Origin of the sequence: Noviherbaspirillum saxi, assembly GCF_003591035.1 — a bacterium.
GTDB classification, from domain to species: domain Bacteria; phylum Pseudomonadota; class Gammaproteobacteria; order Burkholderiales; family Burkholderiaceae_D; genus Noviherbaspirillum; species Noviherbaspirillum saxi.
The window spans coordinates 1,696,652-1,715,016 of the sequence record NZ_QYUO01000001.1 but is presented as its reverse complement, the minus strand read 5'-3'; the positions used below and the strand labels follow the sequence as shown (position 1 = coordinate 1,715,016).

Below are 18,365 nucleotides of genomic sequence, written 5' to 3'. Positions count from 1 at the left end.
CGGCACCCTGACGGTATGCTATCGTTGCCATGCCGATCATTTTGCTTAAGCGAGTTCTGTCCGCATGAACCCCCTCACCTCCAAATCGATTCCTGCATTGGCCAGGTATTCACGTCATTCCCTGGTCGATGTCTGTCTTGAAGAAGCGGAAAAGACGAAGTCTGTTTTCACCAGGCTGTATCCGGATGCGGCGCGCGCCGCTGGCGATCATGCAGATGCAATGCGCGCGGCGGGCGTCGAACTGTCGCCGTTGGCGGGACTGCCGGTTTCCATCAAGGATCTGGTCGATATCGCGGGAGAAACCACGATGGCGGGCTCAACCGCATTGCGGGATACGCCCGTGGCAACGTCCGACGCCCCGGTAGTGAAGCGTTTGCGCATTGCCGGCGCTGCGATCGTGGGTAAGACCAACATGACGGAATTCGCATTTTCCGGGGTGGGGCTGAATCCCCATTACGGTACGCCGGTCAATCCGGCCGACGACGAAATCGCACGTATCCCGGGCGGATCATCGTCCGGCGCGGCGGTATCGGTCGCGACCGGGCTATGCGTTGCGGCAATCGGTTCCGACACTGGCGGTTCGATCCGCATTCCTGCCGCATTGTGCGGCATCGTCGGTTTCAAGCCGACCGCGCGACGCGTACCCACGGCGGGCACCATTCCGCTGTCCACCACCCTGGATACGATCTGTGCGATGGCGCGCTCGGTCGATGACTGCATTCTGGTCGACAGCATCATTGCAGACAACTCTTTGTCCATTCCTGATCTGCCGCTGGCAGGCATACGGCTTGCGGTGCCGGCGACGGTGATGCTCGACACGCTCGATTCCCATGTTGCGGCATCGTTTTCCCGCGCCTTGGCCCTGTTATCGGCAGCAGGCGCAAAGATCGTTGATGTGTCCTTTACCCTGTTAGGCGAAGCGGCTGACCTGAACCAGTTTTCCGGTGCGGAATCATTCGCCTGGCATCGCGGCCTGCTTGCGGCACGGGAAAGCGAATACGATGCGCGTGTAGCCAAACGCATCAAGAGCGGCGCCGCCATGAGTGCGGCCGACTACATCGACCTGCACAAAAAGCGGCGTGACTGGATCACCCGCATGGAGGACGCGCTTGGTCCCTTCGATTCGTTGATCATGCCGACGGTACCCATCGTAGCGCCGCCCATTGCCGAACTCGAAGCGTCGGAAGAAGCTTTTTTCAAGGCCAATGGCCTCCTGCTGCGCAACCCGTCGGCAATCAATCTGCTGGACGGTTGCGCGGTTTCGCTCCCTTGCCATGAAGAAGGCAGTCTGCCCGTGGGACTGATGATCGCCGGACCTGCGATGGCGGATCGCAAGGTGCTTGCGGTTGCGCGCGCAGTAGAAAACGCATTGCAATCAAATCAGTAAAAACAAAAAGGCGTGAACCGCATTGAATCACGCCTTGCCGTCGTCATTTCGTCACTATTTTGATATGGCGCGCCAAGTATCGATACATCCGTAAGGCAACAAACCGCAAATTCCTTTCGCGGCCCTGCCGTTCTGGTAAGGCTTGTCATGGCAATGGTCGGAGTATCATTGCCGCTTCTCTGTCGCCGGTTTTCAACTATGTCTTTCGTTTTTTCCGCTTGTCGCCGCAAGCCGCTTTCTTTCCGATCATCGGTTGGATCGCCAATAAGTTCATGGATTGCGCCGCTTCTGATGACATTGTCCGGCGTCGTGACAAGCGCTGCCGAAGCGGCCCCACCCTGCAGCAAGCAGACGCCGGTGAAATCGAGCTGCGAAATCGCCTTGTCTGCATTGCACCCGACCCAGACGGCGGTCGGAAAGATCACGGTAGAGGAAAGAGCAGTGCGCATGTCGGCGAACATGGATTTCGTGAAGTACACAGCGAAGCGCCCGATCCCGGTCGTGCAAGCGCCGGACGGCGGTTTCTATCTGACCGACAGCCATCATCTCGCAAGCGTATTGTCCCGGCTCGGAGCGGGCAAGGTAACGGCGGAGGTGATCGGCCGTTTCAGCGAACCGCGCACCTTCTGGCAAGAAATGGAGAAGCGGCACTGGGTCTGGCTGTTCGATCCGAAAGGCAATCCGATCAAGCCGGCCGCCTTGCCGCGCCGGATTACGGATCTGCAGGACGATCCATATCGGGCGCTTGCCAGCTATGCGCAGGATGCCGGCTACTTCAAGAAGACCGATGCCTATTTCATGGAATTCCACTGGGCCCGCTATTTCGGCCAGCGCATGAATTGGCAATCGATAGACCGCATGAACCTGCTCGCGGCAATCCGGCAAGCGGAACTATTTGCGTGCCAACCGGAAGCGCGGAATCTGCCGGGCTATGCCGGTCCATGCAAGGCTAATTCTCAGTAGTCTTCCAACACCAGCTTGCCGATGACGCGAACAGTTTGCGCAATCACAATGGCCAGTTCGCACGCCAAACCGCGACACGGAATAAAATCATGCTCTCGAACTAGAAATGTGTCCCGTGGTCTACGGATCATTCCATTCGTAGCCCTCTTTACATTTCAGCATTCCCAGGCAAATACGTGACACAAAAACAGGTTGCGGTTATCGGAGGCGGCGTCGTCGGCGTCTGTACCGCTTATTTTCTGGCCGAAGCGGGACATGATGTCGTCGTCATCGAACGTCATCACAATGTCGCGCAAGAAGCCAGCTTTACCAATGCGGGGATGGTGGCGCCCGGCTATGTTGCGCCAAGTGCGGCACCAGGCATGCCGCGCAGGATCCTGTCGTCGCTCTTTCGCAGCGAATCCGCCGTCACGCTCAAGGCGTCTACCGAACGCGCGCTGTGGCGCTGGGCCCGCAGCTGGCTCGACGAATGCGAGCTGGACCGTTACCGCATCAACCGGTCGCGCATGCAGAGAATCGCGTTTTACAGCCGCAATCTGCTGCATCTGATGCGCGAGCACTATCAGATCGATTACGAACAGACCCAAGGCTTGCTACAGCTGTTTCGTTCGGAAAAAGACCTGGCTTTCGTGCACCCGGCGATCGACATGCTGGCGGAACAGGATATTCCCTTTCTGATGCTCGACCCCGATGGCGCGCGCGCAGTAGAGCCGACGCTGGCCTCGCATACACCGCTGGCGGCCGCGCTTTATCTGCCGGAAGATGAAACAGGCAACTGTCCCCTGTTTGCCAAGCGGCTCAAGTACATCGCGTCTTCCATCGGCGTGCAGTTCCATTTCACCAGCACTGTCGAAGCCCTCGAACCCGAGGCAGGCGGCATCGGGCTGCGCATAAACGGCAACCGCTTCTCTGCGGATGCGGTCGTGGTCGCCGCCGGTGCGGATAGCGCACGCCTGCTAAAACCGCTGGGCATCCGGGTGCCGATTTATCCGGTCAAGAGTTATGCAGCGACTGCATTGATCAAGAACTTCGACCACGCGCCGCGAGCGGCGATGGTGGACGAAGCGTATAACGTCAGCCTCGCGCGCATGGGAGGCCGTATCCGCCTGGCCGGCATTGCAGAGATCGGTACGCGCAACAACGAGCTTCAGGACCGGGCATTGCGGACACTGGTGAAGGTTGGCAGCGACTGGTTTCCGCATGCCGCCAGCTATGCAAAGTCGAATTTCTGGTGCGGGACGCTGCCCTCCTTGCCGGACGGCCCTCCTTTGCTGGGGGCCACGCCTGTGCGCAATCTTTTTATCAACATCGGCCATGGTGCCCATGGCTGGACCATGGCTGCCGGATCGGGCAAGGTCGTCGCCGACCTCGTCTCGGGACGTGTGCCGGAAATCGACCTGGATGGATTGACATTGGCGCGCTATGGATAGAGTCGAATGTATTGTTATCGGTGCCGGCGTGGTTGGACTGGCGGTGGCTCGCGAACTCGCGCTTGCGGGGCGCGAAGTGCTGGTCATCGAACAGCATGCGGCCATCGGAATGGAGACCAGCTCACGCAACAGCGAAGTGATTCATGCCGGCTTGTATTACCCGACCGGCAGTCTGAAGGCGCACCTGTGCGTCCTTGGACGCCACGCCTTGTATGCCTACTGCCTTGAACGCGCGATACCTCACCGTCGCTGCGGCAAGCTCATCGTTGCCGGCAATGATGCCCAGGCAGCAAAGCTCGCGCTGATTCATGCACAGGCGCATGCGAACGGCTGTCACGAAGTGGCGCAGCTCGATGCCGCTGAAGCCAAGGCCCTTGAACCGGCACTCCATTGCGTTGCAGCCCTTTCGTCGCCAAACACCGGCATCATCGACAGCCATGCGTACATGCTGTCGCTGCAGGGTGATGCCGAAAACGCAGGCGCGCTCTTCGCGTTCGACAGCAAGGTGACCGGCGCCGGATTGACAGGCGACGGCTGCGTGGTGCAGGCATGCAGCAGCGACGGTACTGAAATCGAATTGAGCACGGATCTTCTGGTCAATTGTGCGGGCTTATGGGCGCCCCGGCTTGCGCACCGCATCAAAGGCCTCGACCAGGGCATTACCCCGACCGCATGGTTTGCCAAGGGGAACTATTATTCGCTGGCCGGAAAAGCGCCTTTTACCCATCTGATCTATCCGGTGCCGGAACCTGGCGGACTGGGCGTCCATTTGACGCTGGACCTTGGGGGTCAGGTGCGCTTCGGGCCGGATGTGGAATGGCTAAGCGATCAGGATGGCGGCATCGATTACCGCGTCGATCCCCGGCGGGCGGACAAGTTTTATCGTGAGATCCGGAGTTACTGGCCAGACCTTCCCGAGGCCGCACTGCAACCCGCGTATTCCGGAGTAAGACCGAAAATCAGCGGGCCGGATTCGCCGACTGCCGACTTTCTGTTTGCGACGCATGGCAGCCCGCATTACCTGGGCTTGTACGGCATCGAATCACCAGGCCTTACCGCATCGCTTTCTATTGCAAAGCATATAATGACCGTTGCCGGCGACGTGAACCGTGCCTTGCCGGAGTAAGCCTGTCCGCTTTCTTATCCATTCGACCAGCTCGCATGACAGAACATTTGCCTAGTACTCGCATTCCCAACGGAACCGGCAATTCCTTCATGCATGATCCAACGGCGCTCTACACCGTTGACGAAGTGCGTAACATCGAGCGCGATACGATGTCCGCGCTGCCGCCTGGCACGCTCATGCAACGCGCCGCCAAAGCGGCCACGACGCTGGCACTTAGCCTGCTTCAGCTGCAGCCTGCCGCGGCCAAGGTATTGCTTGTCGCCGGTCCGGGCAATAACGGCGGCGATGCGCTCGTGATGGCGTGCCTGCTTGCCGATGCCGGCTTGCATCCGACCGTCATGGTATGCGCCGATCCTTCCAGGCAGCCGGAGGATGCGCAGCGTGCGCTGGAACGCGCGCAGGCAGTGGGCATAAGGTTGATTGCGCCTAATGCCGATGCTATCCGCCACCCAGTCGATTGGGACCTTGTGGTTGATGGACTATTCGGAATTGGTCTGGCACGGCCGATCACGGATTCCTTGCGTACGCTGGTGGAAGCCATCAACGCCTTGCCCTGCCCGGTGCTTGCGCTCGATGTTCCCAGCGGCCTCGATGCCGATACCGGGACCGTAGTGGGCGGCGCGGACGGCATTGCGATAGTGGCGACACATACCCTGACTTTTATCGGCAACAAGGCCGGTCTGCATACCAGCGAAGGCCGCGATCATGCCGGCGAAGTACGTGTCGCCGGCCTTGATATCGATCTCATGCCGTTCGGCCCATCGACTGCGCGTCTTGGCGGCATTCACCTGTTTTCCACGAACCTTAGGAAGCGTCGTCACAGCTCGCATAAGGGAAGCTATGGTGACGTGACCGTGATCGGAGGCGGTCGCGGCATGGCGGGCGCCCCTGTCCTGTCGTCGCATGCTGCGGCAAAGTGCGGCGCAGGCCGGGTGTTCACTGCGTTTGTCGATCAGACTCCGGCCTATGATTTCCTGCAACCCGAACTGATGTGCCGCCACGTCGTGGAAATCGAAACCTTCACCGGCGTGCTTGTGGTGGGGCCCGGCCTCGGCACATCGCAGCAAGCAAAGGAAGTGCTGGAAAAGGCGCTGCTCAGCGACTGTCCTCTTGTGCTGGATGCGGATGCGCTGAACCTGCTTTCTGTCGACGAGACCTTGCAGCAAGCGCTAAGAAAGCGCAGCGCGCCATCCATGTTGACACCGCACCCGCTGGAGGCGGCGCGCTTGCTGCAGACCGATACGCGCAGCGTCCAGGCAGACCGGATGAACTCAGCTCGCCGATTGGCCCAGCAGACCAATGCGGTGGTTGTGCTGAAAGGTTCGGGTAGCATCGTGGCGCGCGCTGACGGGGCGCTGGTCATCAATCCAACCGGGAACCCGGCGCTGGCCACGGCCGGCAGCGGAGACGTATTGGCCGGCATCTGCGGAGCGCTTCTGGCCCAGACGTTTCCCTGCTGGGAAGCGGCGCTTGCTGCAGTCTGGGTCCACGGCGCGGCCGCCGATGCGCTCGTGCGCGATGGCGTCGGACCGATTGGACTGACGGCGAGCGAATTGATTCCTGCCGCTCGGCGCATTCTCAATCAATTGACGGAGCAGCATGCACAACGCCACGTCCCGCGCTAACCTATGGCTTGGCATTGCCTGCCTGGTCGCTGGCCAGTGGACTCTTACGCTGCTCGATACCGCCGGAAAACTGCTGACTCAGGCCGGCTACCATGTAGTGATGATTGCATGGATGCGCTACACGATTAATACCGTCTTCATGGCGGCCACCCTTGCGCCGCTGTACTACCGAAAAACCGGACGCAGTATCCTGGCAACCCAACGCCCCGGCCTACAGATATTTCGCGCCGCGATGCTGCTTTTTTCAACCATCGTGTTCTTCTCGGTACTGAAGATCGTGCCGCTTTCCGAAGGCACCGCAATGAATTTCTGCGCGCCGCTGATCGTGCTGGCGGTATCGCCATGGCTGCTCAAGGAAAAGAGCTATCCGTCGCGCTGGGTTGCCGTCGGCATCGGCTTTATCGGCATGCTGATCGTGATGCGTCCGGGCGGAGGGATCGTGCCGGCAGGTGTACTGCTTGGCGCCGCATCCGCCATCATCTTCGCCGGCGTATCGGTACTGACCCGCAAGACCAACCAGACCGACCATCCATTAGTGACGTTATTCTACGGAGGCTTGGTCGGCATGATTGCCAGCACGCTGATCGTTCCATTTTTCTGGTCATCCCATATGCCGACCACACGCGAATGGCTGATCCTTGCGTCGACCGGCATCACCAGCACGGTCGGACATTATTTCGTCAACAGCGCCTACAAGCATGCGGAAGCCTCGCTGCTGACGCCGTTCTTCTATCTGCAGATTATTTCAGCGACGGGAATGGGCTGGCTGGTGTTCAATCAATTGCCCGATACCTTGACCGCCCTTGGCATCGGTATTATCTGCGCAAGCGGAATGGGAATCGCCTACGTCGAGCATCGCCGCATGCACAGGCAGGCCGCCTTGTAGTGCGCAGCTTTTCGCAACCGACTTTTCAGGTAAGGCGACCGGCGGAAATGGTGATGGTTCGCTTGCACCGCGCGGCGATCGACGGATCGTGCGTGACCAGCACAAGGGTCGAGCCGCGTTCTTCATTGAGCTCGAACATCAACTTGATAACGGAGTCGCCAGTAGCGGCATCCAGACTTCCTGTGGGCTCATCCGCGAACAAGAGAGGCGGAGTTGTCACAAATGCGCGTGCGAGCGCGACACGTTGCTGTTCGCCGCCCGACAGGAATTTTGGATAGTGCCGTAATCGGCTGGAAAGCCCAACCCGGCCGAGCATTGCTTCCGCCTTCGATCTGGCCTCGTCATCGCGCCTGAGCTCCAGCGGGAGCATGACGTTTTCAAGGGCGGTGAGATGGGCAAGCAACTGGAAAGACTGGAATACAAATCCCAGCTTGGCTTGACGCAAGCCGGCACGTCCGTCTTCATCCAATGCAAAAATATCGACGCCGTCCAGCTTTACCGTTCCTTCGGTAGGCATGTCGAGGCCGGCAAGCAAACCAAGCAAGGTGGACTTGCCGGATCCGGACGCGCCTACGATTGCGAGCGTCTCTCCTGGACGGACGGTAAAATCGATACCACTCAAGATGGTTAGCTCGCCCGTTGCATCGGTGACGCGCTTGCTCAATCGAACGACTTCAATTGCAGGTGTTAAGGAAGGTCCAGGCATGCGTGATAATGGTAAGAAATATAAATCCGGGATTAATAACTTAAGATGGCTGGCGGCGCTGTCGTTCTTCTTCTTTGCAACGTGCGCCTATTCTGCATCAAAAACCGTGCTTGTGCTCGGTGATAGCCTGTCGGCGGAGTACGGCCTCGCACGCGGCAGCGGCTGGGTAAGTTTGCTTGAACAACGCCTCAAGCAATCGAAAATCGACGCGGTCATTGTCAATGCAAGCATCAGCGGCGAAACCACTAGCGGAGGCAAGGCGCGGCTACCCGCCCTCCTCGGTCAGCATCGACCGGATATCGTGATCGTCGAACTGGGTGCCAATGATGGTTTGCGTGGACTACCGGTTGCATCGGCGGAGGGGAATCTGCGTGACATGATCAATGCCTCGCGCAAGGCGAAAGCCAACGTGCTTCTTGTAGGGATGCAGATCCCCCCCAACTACGGCCGTGAATACACACAAAAATTCTCGGGCATGTATGAAAAACTTTCGAAGGAAACAAAGATTTCGTTCGCACCATTTTTACTGCAAGGTGTCGCCAATCAGCCCAAGCTGTTCCAGTCCGACCGCATACATCCACTGGCTGAGGCGCAGCCAATCATTCTGGAAAATATCTGGCCTTATCTGAAGCCGTTGCTGGGCAAGTAAATGGAATTTCTTTCTGCTGCAGAGTTGCTTTGAACATAAAAAACCGCTCGTGATAACGAGCGGTTTTTTTCAAGGCATGCAGCCTGCAATTATTTCGTATCAGCAGTTTCTGCGTTGTTGGACGAAGCCACCGGCTTCAGTATTTCGACCTTTGCTTTCTTCTTTAACGCCTCCAGATAGGCCAGGGCTTCCTGTTGGGCCAATGCGCCTGCAATCTGTTGCTGTTCTGCCTGGCGGCGTGCCACGTCCGGATTTGCCGGCTGCGCCACCTTGTTGATGCGGTAAACGCCGTATCCTTGCGCGCCCAGATCAACGCCCACATAGGCAGGAAGCTTACTCGTATCGGCTTTCATTACTGCCGACAGTGCCGCACCGTTCATGCCTTCCGCCTTGGCGCGGGACACGGTCTTCGCCTGGCCGAAGCCAGCGGTGTCGCTACCGGCTTTCACCGCAGCGAGTTTCGCCTCGCCAGCTTTTTTCGCCAAAGCCGCCGCCTCCTCCTGGACCACACGCTCTCGCACGATTGCCTGGACCTCTTCAAACGGACGTTTACTGACCGGTTTGTATTCGAGGACTCGCCCTGCGATCAAGGTATTGGGTGACACCTCTACGGCTTCGGTATTGCGCTTATTCTTCACCGCCTCATCGGAAAACAGCGCAGCGAGGAATTTCGGATTGTTATATGGAGCTGTCGGCGCCGCGGTTGGATTCGGCACGCGGGTCAAGCCATCGACGTTTTCTATCTTCAGTTTCAGCTTGTCGGTAACAGGCTTCAGGCTTTCAGATTGCTCATAGACAGTGTTGGTGAACTGCTCGGCCAGTTCGGTAAATCTTTTGGCGGCAAGCTGTTTCTTGATATCTGCGGCAATCTGGCTTTTTACTTCGTCCAGGGATTTCGCTGTTGCAGCTTTTACTCCGGTCAACTGAATGATGTGATAGCCAAAATCGGACTCGACAACATCGCTGATCTCGCCCTGCTTGAGTTTGAACACTGTGTCTTCGAAGGGCTTGACCATCATGCCCTTGCCAAAGAAATCGAGATCGCCGCCACGCTCTGCCGAACCCGGATCTTGCGAATGTTCCTTTGCAAGTTTTGCGAAGTCAGCCGGATTCTTGCGTGCCTGAACCAGCAGCTTTTCCGCTTTTTCCTTTGCAGCGCTCTTGTCTGCCGCCGATGCACCCTTGTCGGCCTTGATGAGGATATGGCTTGCGCGGCGCTGTTCTTCTTCGGTATACCGTGAAGCATTCTGGTCGTAATAGGATTTGATGTCTGCGTCACTGACGGTAATTTGCGCGGCGACAGCATCGCTATTGAGAACGGCGTATTCTGCTTTTACCAGTTCCGGAATTTCAAACTGCTTCGCATTTTTCTCGTAATACGCTTTCAGCATGTCATCCGTTACCTTGACCTGAGACACGAAATCAGACGCCTTGAACAATACTTCCTGAACCTCACGTTCCTGATCGTTCAGGTCCGATAAACGGCCGGCAACGGTCTTCGGCGCAAACGCGCTTGCTTGCACACCCGCGTTGACTTGTTGAAGCGTCAGATCCTGCCGCAACCGTGCTTCATACATGGTCGGGGTCATCCCCTGAGCGGCAAGCAAGGACTTGTAGCGTTCCACATCGAATTTTCCGTCGGGACCAGTCATACCCGGAATGGCAAGGATTGTCTGCTGCAATGCCTGATCGCTGACCGACAGGTGATTCTTTGCAGCCTCGGATGCCATTACGCGCTGTGCGATCAGGCCATCGAGAACGTTTTGCCGCGCCTCCGGCGTGTCCAGCAACTTGGGGTCGAACTGACCACCGAACATTTGCCGAAGGCGTTCCATCTGTTCGCGTTGGGCATTGTCGAATTCCTGTTGGGTAATGGATTGCCCCGCCACCTTGGCGACTGCGTCGCCACCTTCGCGGAACTGGGTGTAGCCTTCAAGTCCGAAAAATGCAAAGGAAGGGAATATAAACAGCAGCAGCGCAAACTGCATGAGGCGCCGATGGGTACGAATGAATTCAAACATGTTCAGTCCATAAGATACGGATTGCGATAACACTGTTTGCGCGGACCGGCTTGCATGGCCCTTTACAGCATAGAACGCCGTCTAAGCAAAAGCATTGCCGCATATGAAAAAAGGCGAACTTACGTTCGCCTTTTTTCGGTTTTTGGCGGAGTGGACGGGACTCGAACCCGCGACCCCCGGCGTGACAGGCCGGTATTCTAACCGACTGAACTACCACTCCTAATTTTTGCTGCATGCTTGGCTGCTTGGTGGGTGCTGAGAGGCTCGAACTCCCGACCTACGCCTTGTAAGGGCGCCGCTCTACCAACTGAGCTAAGCACCCGGATCCACACTTAGTCAGCCAAACTTCCTGGACGTTTGTCACCACGTCGAGAAAAACAAGATTATATAGGATCTTTTATTTTGTTGCACTACTAAATGTTAGATTGTGCAGTCAGGCATGCGATTACGTGATCAGATCAGATCAATCAATTGAGCGCATCCTTCAGTCCTTTGCCAGGACGGAACTTCGGCACTTTGGCCGCCTTGATCTTGATTGCGTCACCAGTGCGCGGGTTGCGCCCAGTGCGCGCTGCGCGTTTGCCAACCATGAACGTACCGAAGCCGACCAGGGTGACGGAACCATTTTTCTTCAGTGTGGTTTTGACGGCACCTATCATTGCGTCGAGTGCGCGCGTTGCCGCTGCTTTCGAAATGTCGGCTGTACCTGCAATATGGTCAATCAATTCTGTTTTATTCACTAAGGTCCCCTCTTTGAAGTTGGAATTTGCACCGTGCATTTATCTTGTTTTATCGTGCCGGTGCAATGTTAGTTAATACCAATCCGTAGCCATAACGCGGCATGACATCGATGGATTTGTCGGCATGGCTGCGTTGCACTCGTCGTCAATAGCAATGTTATTGATTCCTTCTGCGCCTTGCCAGTCAAACAAACCCATCGATGTCATATATTACGTTACGCTACTGGTCGGAATTGGTATAAGACATGCAGAAGAGAAATTTCTGCATGGGTTATTTAACAAGTCACAAAGTCTTGTGTCAAGCAGTCATCATACGAATCTGCGCGTTTATCGAACGCCATTTTCGATTAAGTTAATTTGGCTGATAGCGGCGTGCCGGCAATAAAAAACGCGCCATTGCTGGCGCGTTTTTTGGTGTTGTCTTGCAAGAACCGGAACCGCTTAGTGCTTGACAACATTTGGGTCGGTTTGCCCGGTACTTGCTGTCACCGCAGTATCTACCGGTGCATCGACATCGCTCAACGCAGTCGGTTGACGCTCCAAGGCAACTTCGAGGACCTTGTCAATCCAGCGCACCGGAATGATTTCCAGTTTGTTTTTGACGTTGTCCGGAATATCGGCGAGGTCTTTGACATTCTGTTCCGGAATCAGGGCAGTCTTGATTCCGCCACGATGTGCCGCCAGCAGCTTTTCCTTCAGGCCACCAATGGGAAGGACTTCTCCACGGAGAGTAATTTCACCCGTCATGGCCACATCCGCGCGCACCGGAATACCAGTCAAGACCGACACTAGCGCCGTAGTCATCGCGATACCGGCGGATGGTCCATCTTTCGGAGTCGCCCCCTCCGGCACGTGAATATGGATGTCGCTCTTGCTGAACAGGTCGCTTTGGATACCCAGACGTTTCGCTCGACTACGAACGACCGTACGAGCAGCCTCGATCGACTCTTTCATGACATCGCCCAAGGTACCAGTACGAATGACATCGCCTTTGCCAGGCATCGTCATTGCTTCGATCGTCAAGAGATCGCCACCGACTTCGGTCCACGCAAGACCAACGACCTGACCTACCTGGTTTTCCTTTTCGGCCATGCCAAAGTCATAACGCCTTACACCGAGGAACTTGTCGAGGTTCTTCGAGGTGACGATGACCTTGCGATCCTGCTTTTTCAGCAGAAGCATTTTCACGACTTTTCGGCAGATCTTGGAAACTTCGCGTTCAAGCGAGCGCACGCCGGCTTCGCGTGTGTAATAGCGAATGATGTCGCGAATCGCCGATTCGGCGACGTTGATCTCATCTTCCTTCAAGCCGTTATTGGTAATCTGCTTTGGAAGAAGATAACGCGTCGCAATATTTGTTTTCTCGTCTTCGGTATAGCCGGATAAGCGGATCACTTCCATCCGGTCGAGCAGCGCCGGTGGAATATTCAGCGAATTCGACGTGGCAACAAACATCACATCGGACAGGTCGAAATCGACTTCGATGTAATGGTCGGAGAACGTGTGGTTCTGCTCGGGATCGAGAACCTCGAGCAGTGCCGATGATGGATCGCCACGGAAGTCCTGTCCGAGCTTGTCCACTTCGTCAAGCAGGAACAAGGGGTTGCGTACGCCTGTCTTTGACAGACTTTGCAAAATCTTGCCCGGCATCGAACCGATGTAGGTACGACGATGGCCACGAATCTCGGCTTCATCGCGCACACCGCCCAGCGCCATGCGGACAAACTTGCGGTTGGTCGCACGCGCGATAGACTGCCCAAGCGAAGTCTTGCCGACGCCCGGGGGGCCGACGAGGCAAAGGATCGGCGCCTTTAACTTATCTACACGCTGTTGCACAGCGAGATATTCCAGAATGCGTTCCTTGACCTTCTCAAGGCCATAGTGCTCGCCTTCCAAGACTTTCTCGGCATTCGGAAGATCGTTATTGACCTTGGACTTCTTGCGCCATGGCAGGCTGAGCATGGTGTCGATGTAATTCCGAACGACTGTTGCCTCTGCAGACATCGGCGACATCAGCTTAAGTTTTTTCAACTCGGCCTGTGCCTTTTCACGCGCCTCTTTCGGCATCTTGGCTGCGATGATTTTCTTTTCGAGCTCTTCGAGGTCAGCGCCCTCTTCGCCTTCGCCCAGTTCCTTCTGGATAGCCTTTACCTGTTCGTTCAGGTAATACTCGCGCTGGGATTTTTCCATCTGACGCTTGACGCGGCCACGGATGCGCTTTTCAACTTGCAGAATGTCAAGTTCACCCTCGAGTTGTCCGAGCAGGTGCTCATGGCGTTTGGCGACGTTGAAGATTTCCAGAATCACCTGTTTTTGCTCAAGCTTGAGCGGCAAATGCGCTGCTATGGTGTCCGCCAGGCGCCCTGCGTCATCAATTCCCGCAAGAGAAGTAAGAATTTCAGGAGGAATTTTTTTGTTCAGTTTGACGTACTGATCGAATTGTTGAACGATCGCACGACGCATGGCTTCGACTTCCGATTCGTCGCCAGACTCCGATTCGACCGGAGTCAGCTCGGCGATGAAATGCGTATCGAGTTCGCTGATGCTGTGAATGCGTGCGCGCTGGGCACCTTCCACCAGAACTTTGACGGTACCGTCAGGAAGCTTGAGCATCTGCAGGATGTTGGCGACGCAGCCGATCTCGTAGATGTCATCGGCGGATGGTTCGTCCTTCGCGGCGGCCTTTTGAGCAGCAAGCATGATGCTCTTGCCCTGCTCCATTGCTGCTTCGAGAGCCTTGATCGACTTGGGACGGCCAACGAAGAGCGGGATCACCATATGCGGGAAAACTACAACGTCCCGCAACGGCAACAGCGGCAGTTGGGTGTGTTCAGTTAATGTTGTGGAAGTCGTCATGGCGAACCTTATTTAAAAGCTTGTTAATGATGTAGGCACGAACAGCCCAAAACTCAAGTCCAAGCGGCAACAAAAATCACTGGTCATATTGCTGTCATCAAAAAATCGCAATAAAAAAAGCCACACACGAAGTCGCCCTCGGGTGGCTTTGCTATGGAAGCCTGAAGTGATTCCTGTAATTCAAATTGTACTGCTTTTAGGAAAGAACGGGCTTTTAACCATGGTTACCAAACGTGGAAGCGCAATTATTTTGCTCCCGACACTTTTGGCTGCTCATGGTAGATCAACAAAGGCTTCGCTCCATTGATGATCGTATTCTCGTCAATCACCACCTTCGCGACATTCTGCTGACTGGGCAATTCAAACATCACCTCAAGCAGCGCATGTTCAAGAATGGAGCGCAAGCCACGTGCGCCCGTCTTGCGCTCAAGCGCCTTCCTGGCAATCGCATGCAATGCTGCAGGCCTAACCTCAAGTTCTGCACCTTCCATCTGCAGCAACTTCGCGTACTGCTTGATCAATGCATTCTTGGGTTCAAGCAAGATTTGGATTAAGGCTTCCTCGTTTAGTTCACTCAGTGTCGCGACAACCGGCAGGCGGCCGACGAGTTCGGGAATGAGACCAAACTTGATCAAATCTTCAGGCTCTGCATCAAGCAATACTTCGCTTGCATTACGCTCCTTCTGACTCTTTACGCTGGCCGAAAATCCAATGCCGCTCTTCTCGGAGCGATTGGAAATGATCTTCGCAAGGCCATCAAACGCACCGCCGCAGATGAACATGATGTTCGTCGTGTCGATCTGAACGAAGTCCTGGTTCGGATGCTTGCGACCGCCTTGCGGCGGCACTGAAGCCATGGTTCCCTCGATCAGCTTCAGAAGCGCCTGCTGCACGCCTTCTCCAGACACATCGCGTGTTATCGAAGGATTGTCCGACTTGCGCGAAATCTTGTCGATCTCGTCGATGTAGACGATGCCCTTCTGCGCTTTCTCGACTTCATAGTTGCAGTTCTGCAGCAATTTCTGAATGATGTTTTCGACGTCTTCACCGACATAGCCGGCTTCGGTCAATGTCGTTGCATCAGCAATCACAAACGGCACATTCAGCATCCGTGCAAGCGTCTGAGCGAGCAGGGTTTTACCGGAACCGGTCGGACCGACCAGAAGAATGTTGCTCTTGGCGAGCTCGACGTCGTCTTTCTTGCCGAGATGCTTGAGGCGTTTGTAGTGGTTATATACCGCTACCGAGAGAATACGTTTTGCGGTTTCCTGTCCAATGACATACTGACCAAGAAGCTCGAAAATTTCCTGCGGAGTCGGCAGATCGGATTTGGGGCCGGCGACGGACTCGATGCTCGATGCCTCGTCGCGAATGATATCGTTGCACAGGTCAATACACTCGTCGCAGATGAATACCGACGGACCTGCGATTAGTTTCTTCACCTCGTGTTGGCTCTTACCGCAGAATGAGCAGTAAAGCAATTTTTCGCCGCTGGAGGATTTTTTGTCAGACATAGAGCAAAGTGTAGGTGGAGAATTGATCCGATATTACCTGCGAATTCCTGGTTCGTCACGACGCCGCTCAACAATTTGAAGATTCCAGGTTGAATTCGTCGTGAGAAGAACAAAACGCCCGGACGAGCTGCCGTCCGGGCGTTTTTCGCTTGGACGAAACAAGTTAGACGCGAGTCGTCAGGACCTTGTCAATCATGCCATATTCAGCCGCATCAGCAGCAGACATGAAGTTATCTCTGTCTGTATCTTTGCTGATTTGTTCCACGCTGCGGCCGGTTTTTTCCGCAAGAATATTATTGAGCCGTTCACGCAAGTAGAGAATCTCGCGCGCCTGGATCTCGATATCGCTCGCCTGACCCTGTGCGCCGCCAAGCGGCTGGTGGATCATGATCCGGGAATTTGGCAACGAGAAGCGCTTGCCTTTCGCACCAGCAGCCAGCAGGAAGGCTCCCATCGAAGCCGCCAGACCGGTACACAGAGTCGACACGTCGGGCTTGATGAATTGCATGGTGTCATAAATCGCCATGCCGGCCGATACGGAACCGCCGGGAGAATTGATATACAGCGAAATATCCTTGTCGGGATTTTCGCTCTCGAGGAACAGAAGTTGTGCCACGATCAGGTTGGCGGACTGGTCGTTGACCGGACCCACCAGAAAAATCACGCGTTCCTTCAGCAGGCGGGAGTAAATGTCATATGCGCGCTCGCCGCGGCCGCTCTGTTCAATCACCATCGGCACCATACCGAGCATTTCAGTATCCAGCGCCGAGTTTCTAATCATGCCTGACATGTGCTTTCCTTAAGGAGGGTGCAAGAGAGCGGACTTGTTTTCAAGCGGAGCGGGATTGACCCGCTCCCTGCCCGTTTCAGCCTTGCGCGTTATTGCCCATCAATTCGTCGAAGCCTACTGCCTTTTCAGCAACCTTCGCCTTACCGAGAACATAGTTAACGACGTTTTCTTCCAATACAAGGGCTTCGACTTCTGCGAGACGGCGACGATCGCTGAAATAGAACTTCAATACTTGCTGCGGATCTTCGTAGCTCTGAGCAAATTCTTCCACTTGTGACTTGACCTGATCTTGCGTCGCTTCAAGCTTGTTGGCTTTTACCACTTCAGCGAGGATCAGGCCGAGACGCACGCGGCGCTCTGCTTGCGAGGTGAACAATTCTGGCGGGAACGGCATATCCTTCACGTTCATGCCGCGCTGCGCCATATCCTGACGTGCCATTTCGATCAGACGCTCGACGTCCTGGTCGACCAATGCCTTGGGCACGTCGAGCTCGGATGCGGCGATCAGAGCGTTCATCACGCTATCCTTGGTCTGCGACTTGGCACGACCGTTGACTTCGCGTTCCAGATTGGTCTTGATATCTTCGCGCATCTTGTTCATATCGCCGTCTTCGATACCGAGTGACTTGGCGAATTCGGTGTCGACTTCCGGCATGTGCGCCCATTCGATCTTCTTCATGGTGATCGTGAATTCGGCAGTCTTGCCGGCCACGTCCTTGCCATGATAGTCGGCCGGGAACGGGAGCGGGAAAGTCTTGGACTCGCCGACCTTCAGGCCGATGGCTGCAGCTTCGAACTCGGGCAGCATGCGTCCTTCACCCAGTACAAAGGGATAGTCTTCAGCCTTGCCGCCCTGGAATTCGACGCCGTCGATCTTGCCGACGAAGTCCACTGTGACGCGATCGCCATTTTGCGCGGACTGATCGGCACCGCCGTCACCGTGATCGCCCTGCTCACCCTTGACGTGGTAGTGCACGCGTTGCTTGCGCAGGATGTCAATGGTCTTGTCGATTTCAGCGTCGGTAACTTCGCTCTTGACCTTTTCGACTTCGGCTGCGGACAGATCGCCGATTTTCACATCGGGATAGATTTCGAATGTCGCGTCGAATGCGACCGTGCCTTCGGCGGCGCCTTCGCTGGTCTTTGGCTCGATGCGCGGATAACCCGCGACGCGCAGATTGTTTTCGCTGGCAGCTTCGCTGAATGCACGGCCGACCTTGTCATTCAACACTTCGGTCTCAACCTGATAGCCGTACTGCTGCGCAACCATCTTCATCGGCACCTTGCCAGGACGGAAGCCTGGAGCCTTTGCGGTACGAGCGCGGATTTTCAGGCGCTTTTCGACTTCTGCCTGTACGTCGGCCAGCGGCACGGTAATGGTGATGCGGCGCTCGAGTTTTTCCAAAGTTTCGACAGCAGTTGCCATGTGAATCGTCCAAAAAATTAAATATTCTGTGGTGCGAGGAGGGGGACTCGAACCCCCACACCATTGCTGGCGTCAGGACCTAAACCTGGTGCGTCTACCAATTTCGCCATCCTCGCGGGAATTTGCATCGCTAATTTGCGTTGATTTTGCACAAAAGCAAAGGGCGACCTGAAGTGAATATCTGGTCGCCCCCACAATGCCATTGTTAGTAGCTCTTCAACTTCAACCCGGCATTTTACTGGATTT

General features: G+C 55.8%; 15 protein-coding genes and 3 tRNA genes. 7 read left to right on the top strand and 11 right to left on the bottom strand.

Annotation, left to right across the window (positions count from 1 at the left end; genetic code table 11):
- Positions 1–64 precede the first annotated feature (64 nt).
- Positions 65–1,387 carry an amidase gene (locus tag D3871_RS08080; protein ID WP_119768417.1) on the top strand — a complete coding sequence of 441 codons (1,323 nt, stop codon included), beginning with the start codon at positions 65–67 and terminating at the stop codon, positions 1,385–1,387.
- On the opposite strand, the gene D3871_RS30760 is transcribed toward D3871_RS08080, so the two are convergent.
- Positions 1,381–1,848, bottom strand: a complete 468-nt coding sequence (locus tag D3871_RS30760) for a hypothetical protein (protein ID WP_233575673.1) — start codon at positions 1,846–1,848, stop codon at positions 1,381–1,383. The two genes, D3871_RS08080 and D3871_RS30760, sit on opposite strands and share 7 nt — an antisense overlap.
- Here D3871_RS30760 and D3871_RS08075 point away from each other — a divergent pair.
- The 5 genes from D3871_RS08075 (at position 1,745) to D3871_RS08055 (ending at position 7,417) form a co-directional block, all read left to right on the top strand.
- A complete protein-coding gene (locus D3871_RS08075) occupies positions 1,745–2,350 on the top strand; it encodes a ParB-like protein (protein WP_233575648.1) in 606 nt (201 codons plus the stop codon). The two genes, D3871_RS30760 and D3871_RS08075, sit on opposite strands and share 104 nt — an antisense overlap.
- Before the next feature lie 176 nt (positions 2,351–2,526).
- Positions 2,527–3,780 (top strand): D-amino acid dehydrogenase, encoded by a 1,254-nt coding sequence (locus tag D3871_RS08070; protein WP_119768415.1) that lies wholly within the window; start codon positions 2,527–2,529, stop codon positions 3,778–3,780.
- A complete protein-coding gene (locus D3871_RS08065) occupies positions 3,773–4,906 on the top strand; it encodes an NAD(P)/FAD-dependent oxidoreductase (protein ID WP_119768414.1) in 1,134 nt (377 codons plus the stop codon). Before D3871_RS08070 ends, D3871_RS08065 begins: the two co-directional genes overlap by 8 nt.
- Before the next feature lie 89 nt (positions 4,907–4,995).
- Complete coding sequence (locus D3871_RS08060) at positions 4,996–6,531, top strand: NAD(P)H-hydrate dehydratase (RefSeq protein ID WP_119768413.1); 1,536 nt, start codon at positions 4,996–4,998, stop codon at positions 6,529–6,531.
- A complete protein-coding gene (locus D3871_RS08055; RefSeq protein WP_119768412.1) occupies positions 6,506–7,417 on the top strand; it encodes a DMT family transporter in 912 nt (303 codons plus the stop codon). The genes D3871_RS08060 and D3871_RS08055 overlap by 26 nt, the downstream gene beginning before the upstream one ends.
- Positions 7,418–7,442: 25 nt before the next feature.
- Here the strand turns inward: D3871_RS08055 and D3871_RS08050 are convergent, their stop codons facing one another.
- Positions 7,443–8,123: an ABC transporter ATP-binding protein gene (locus tag D3871_RS08050; RefSeq protein WP_119768411.1), complete on the bottom strand. Its 681-nt coding sequence runs from the start codon at positions 8,121–8,123 to the stop codon at positions 7,443–7,445.
- Here D3871_RS08050 and D3871_RS08045 point away from each other — a divergent pair.
- Positions 8,122–8,772, top strand: coding sequence for an arylesterase (locus D3871_RS08045; RefSeq protein ID WP_119768410.1), 651 nt, complete (start codon positions 8,122–8,124; stop codon positions 8,770–8,772). The genes D3871_RS08050 and D3871_RS08045 overlap by 2 nt on opposite strands.
- Before the next feature lie 89 nt (positions 8,773–8,861).
- Here D3871_RS08045 and D3871_RS08040 read toward each other — a convergent pair whose 3' ends face one another.
- From D3871_RS08040 to D3871_RS08000, 9 genes are all read right to left on the bottom strand, one after another.
- The gene (locus D3871_RS08040; RefSeq protein ID WP_119768409.1) at positions 8,862–10,793 is read right to left on the bottom strand and encodes a SurA N-terminal domain-containing protein; all 1,932 of its coding nucleotides are present in this window, start codon (positions 10,791–10,793) and stop codon (positions 8,862–8,864) included.
- Between the two features lie 143 nt (positions 10,794–10,936).
- A tRNA-Asp gene (locus D3871_RS08035) sits at positions 10,937–11,013 on the bottom strand.
- A gap of 26 nt (positions 11,014–11,039) precedes the next feature.
- Positions 11,040–11,115 (bottom strand) — tRNA-Val (locus D3871_RS08030).
- Positions 11,116–11,260: 145 nt separating this feature from the next.
- Entirely contained in the window at positions 11,261–11,533 is a 273-nt protein-coding gene (locus tag D3871_RS08025; protein WP_119769971.1) for an HU family DNA-binding protein, read from the bottom strand.
- 441 nt (positions 11,534–11,974) lie between these two features.
- On the bottom strand, positions 11,975–14,389 hold the full coding sequence (lon, locus tag D3871_RS08020; RefSeq protein ID WP_119768408.1) for an endopeptidase La: 2,415 nt from the start codon (positions 14,387–14,389) through the stop codon (positions 11,975–11,977).
- 245 nt (positions 14,390–14,634) lie between these two features.
- Complete coding sequence (clpX, locus tag D3871_RS08015) at positions 14,635–15,903, bottom strand: ATP-dependent Clp protease ATP-binding subunit ClpX (protein ID WP_119768407.1); 1,269 nt, start codon at positions 15,901–15,903, stop codon at positions 14,635–14,637.
- 163 nt (positions 15,904–16,066) lie between these two features.
- A complete protein-coding gene (gene clpP / locus D3871_RS08010; RefSeq protein WP_119768406.1) occupies positions 16,067–16,693 on the bottom strand; it encodes an ATP-dependent Clp endopeptidase proteolytic subunit ClpP in 627 nt (208 codons plus the stop codon).
- 76 nt (positions 16,694–16,769) lie between these two features.
- Complete coding sequence (tig, locus tag D3871_RS08005) at positions 16,770–18,119, bottom strand: trigger factor (RefSeq protein ID WP_119768405.1); 1,350 nt, start codon at positions 18,117–18,119, stop codon at positions 16,770–16,772.
- A gap of 29 nt (positions 18,120–18,148) precedes the next feature.
- Positions 18,149–18,235, bottom strand: a tRNA-Leu gene (locus D3871_RS08000).
- Positions 18,236–18,365 lie beyond the last annotated feature (130 nt).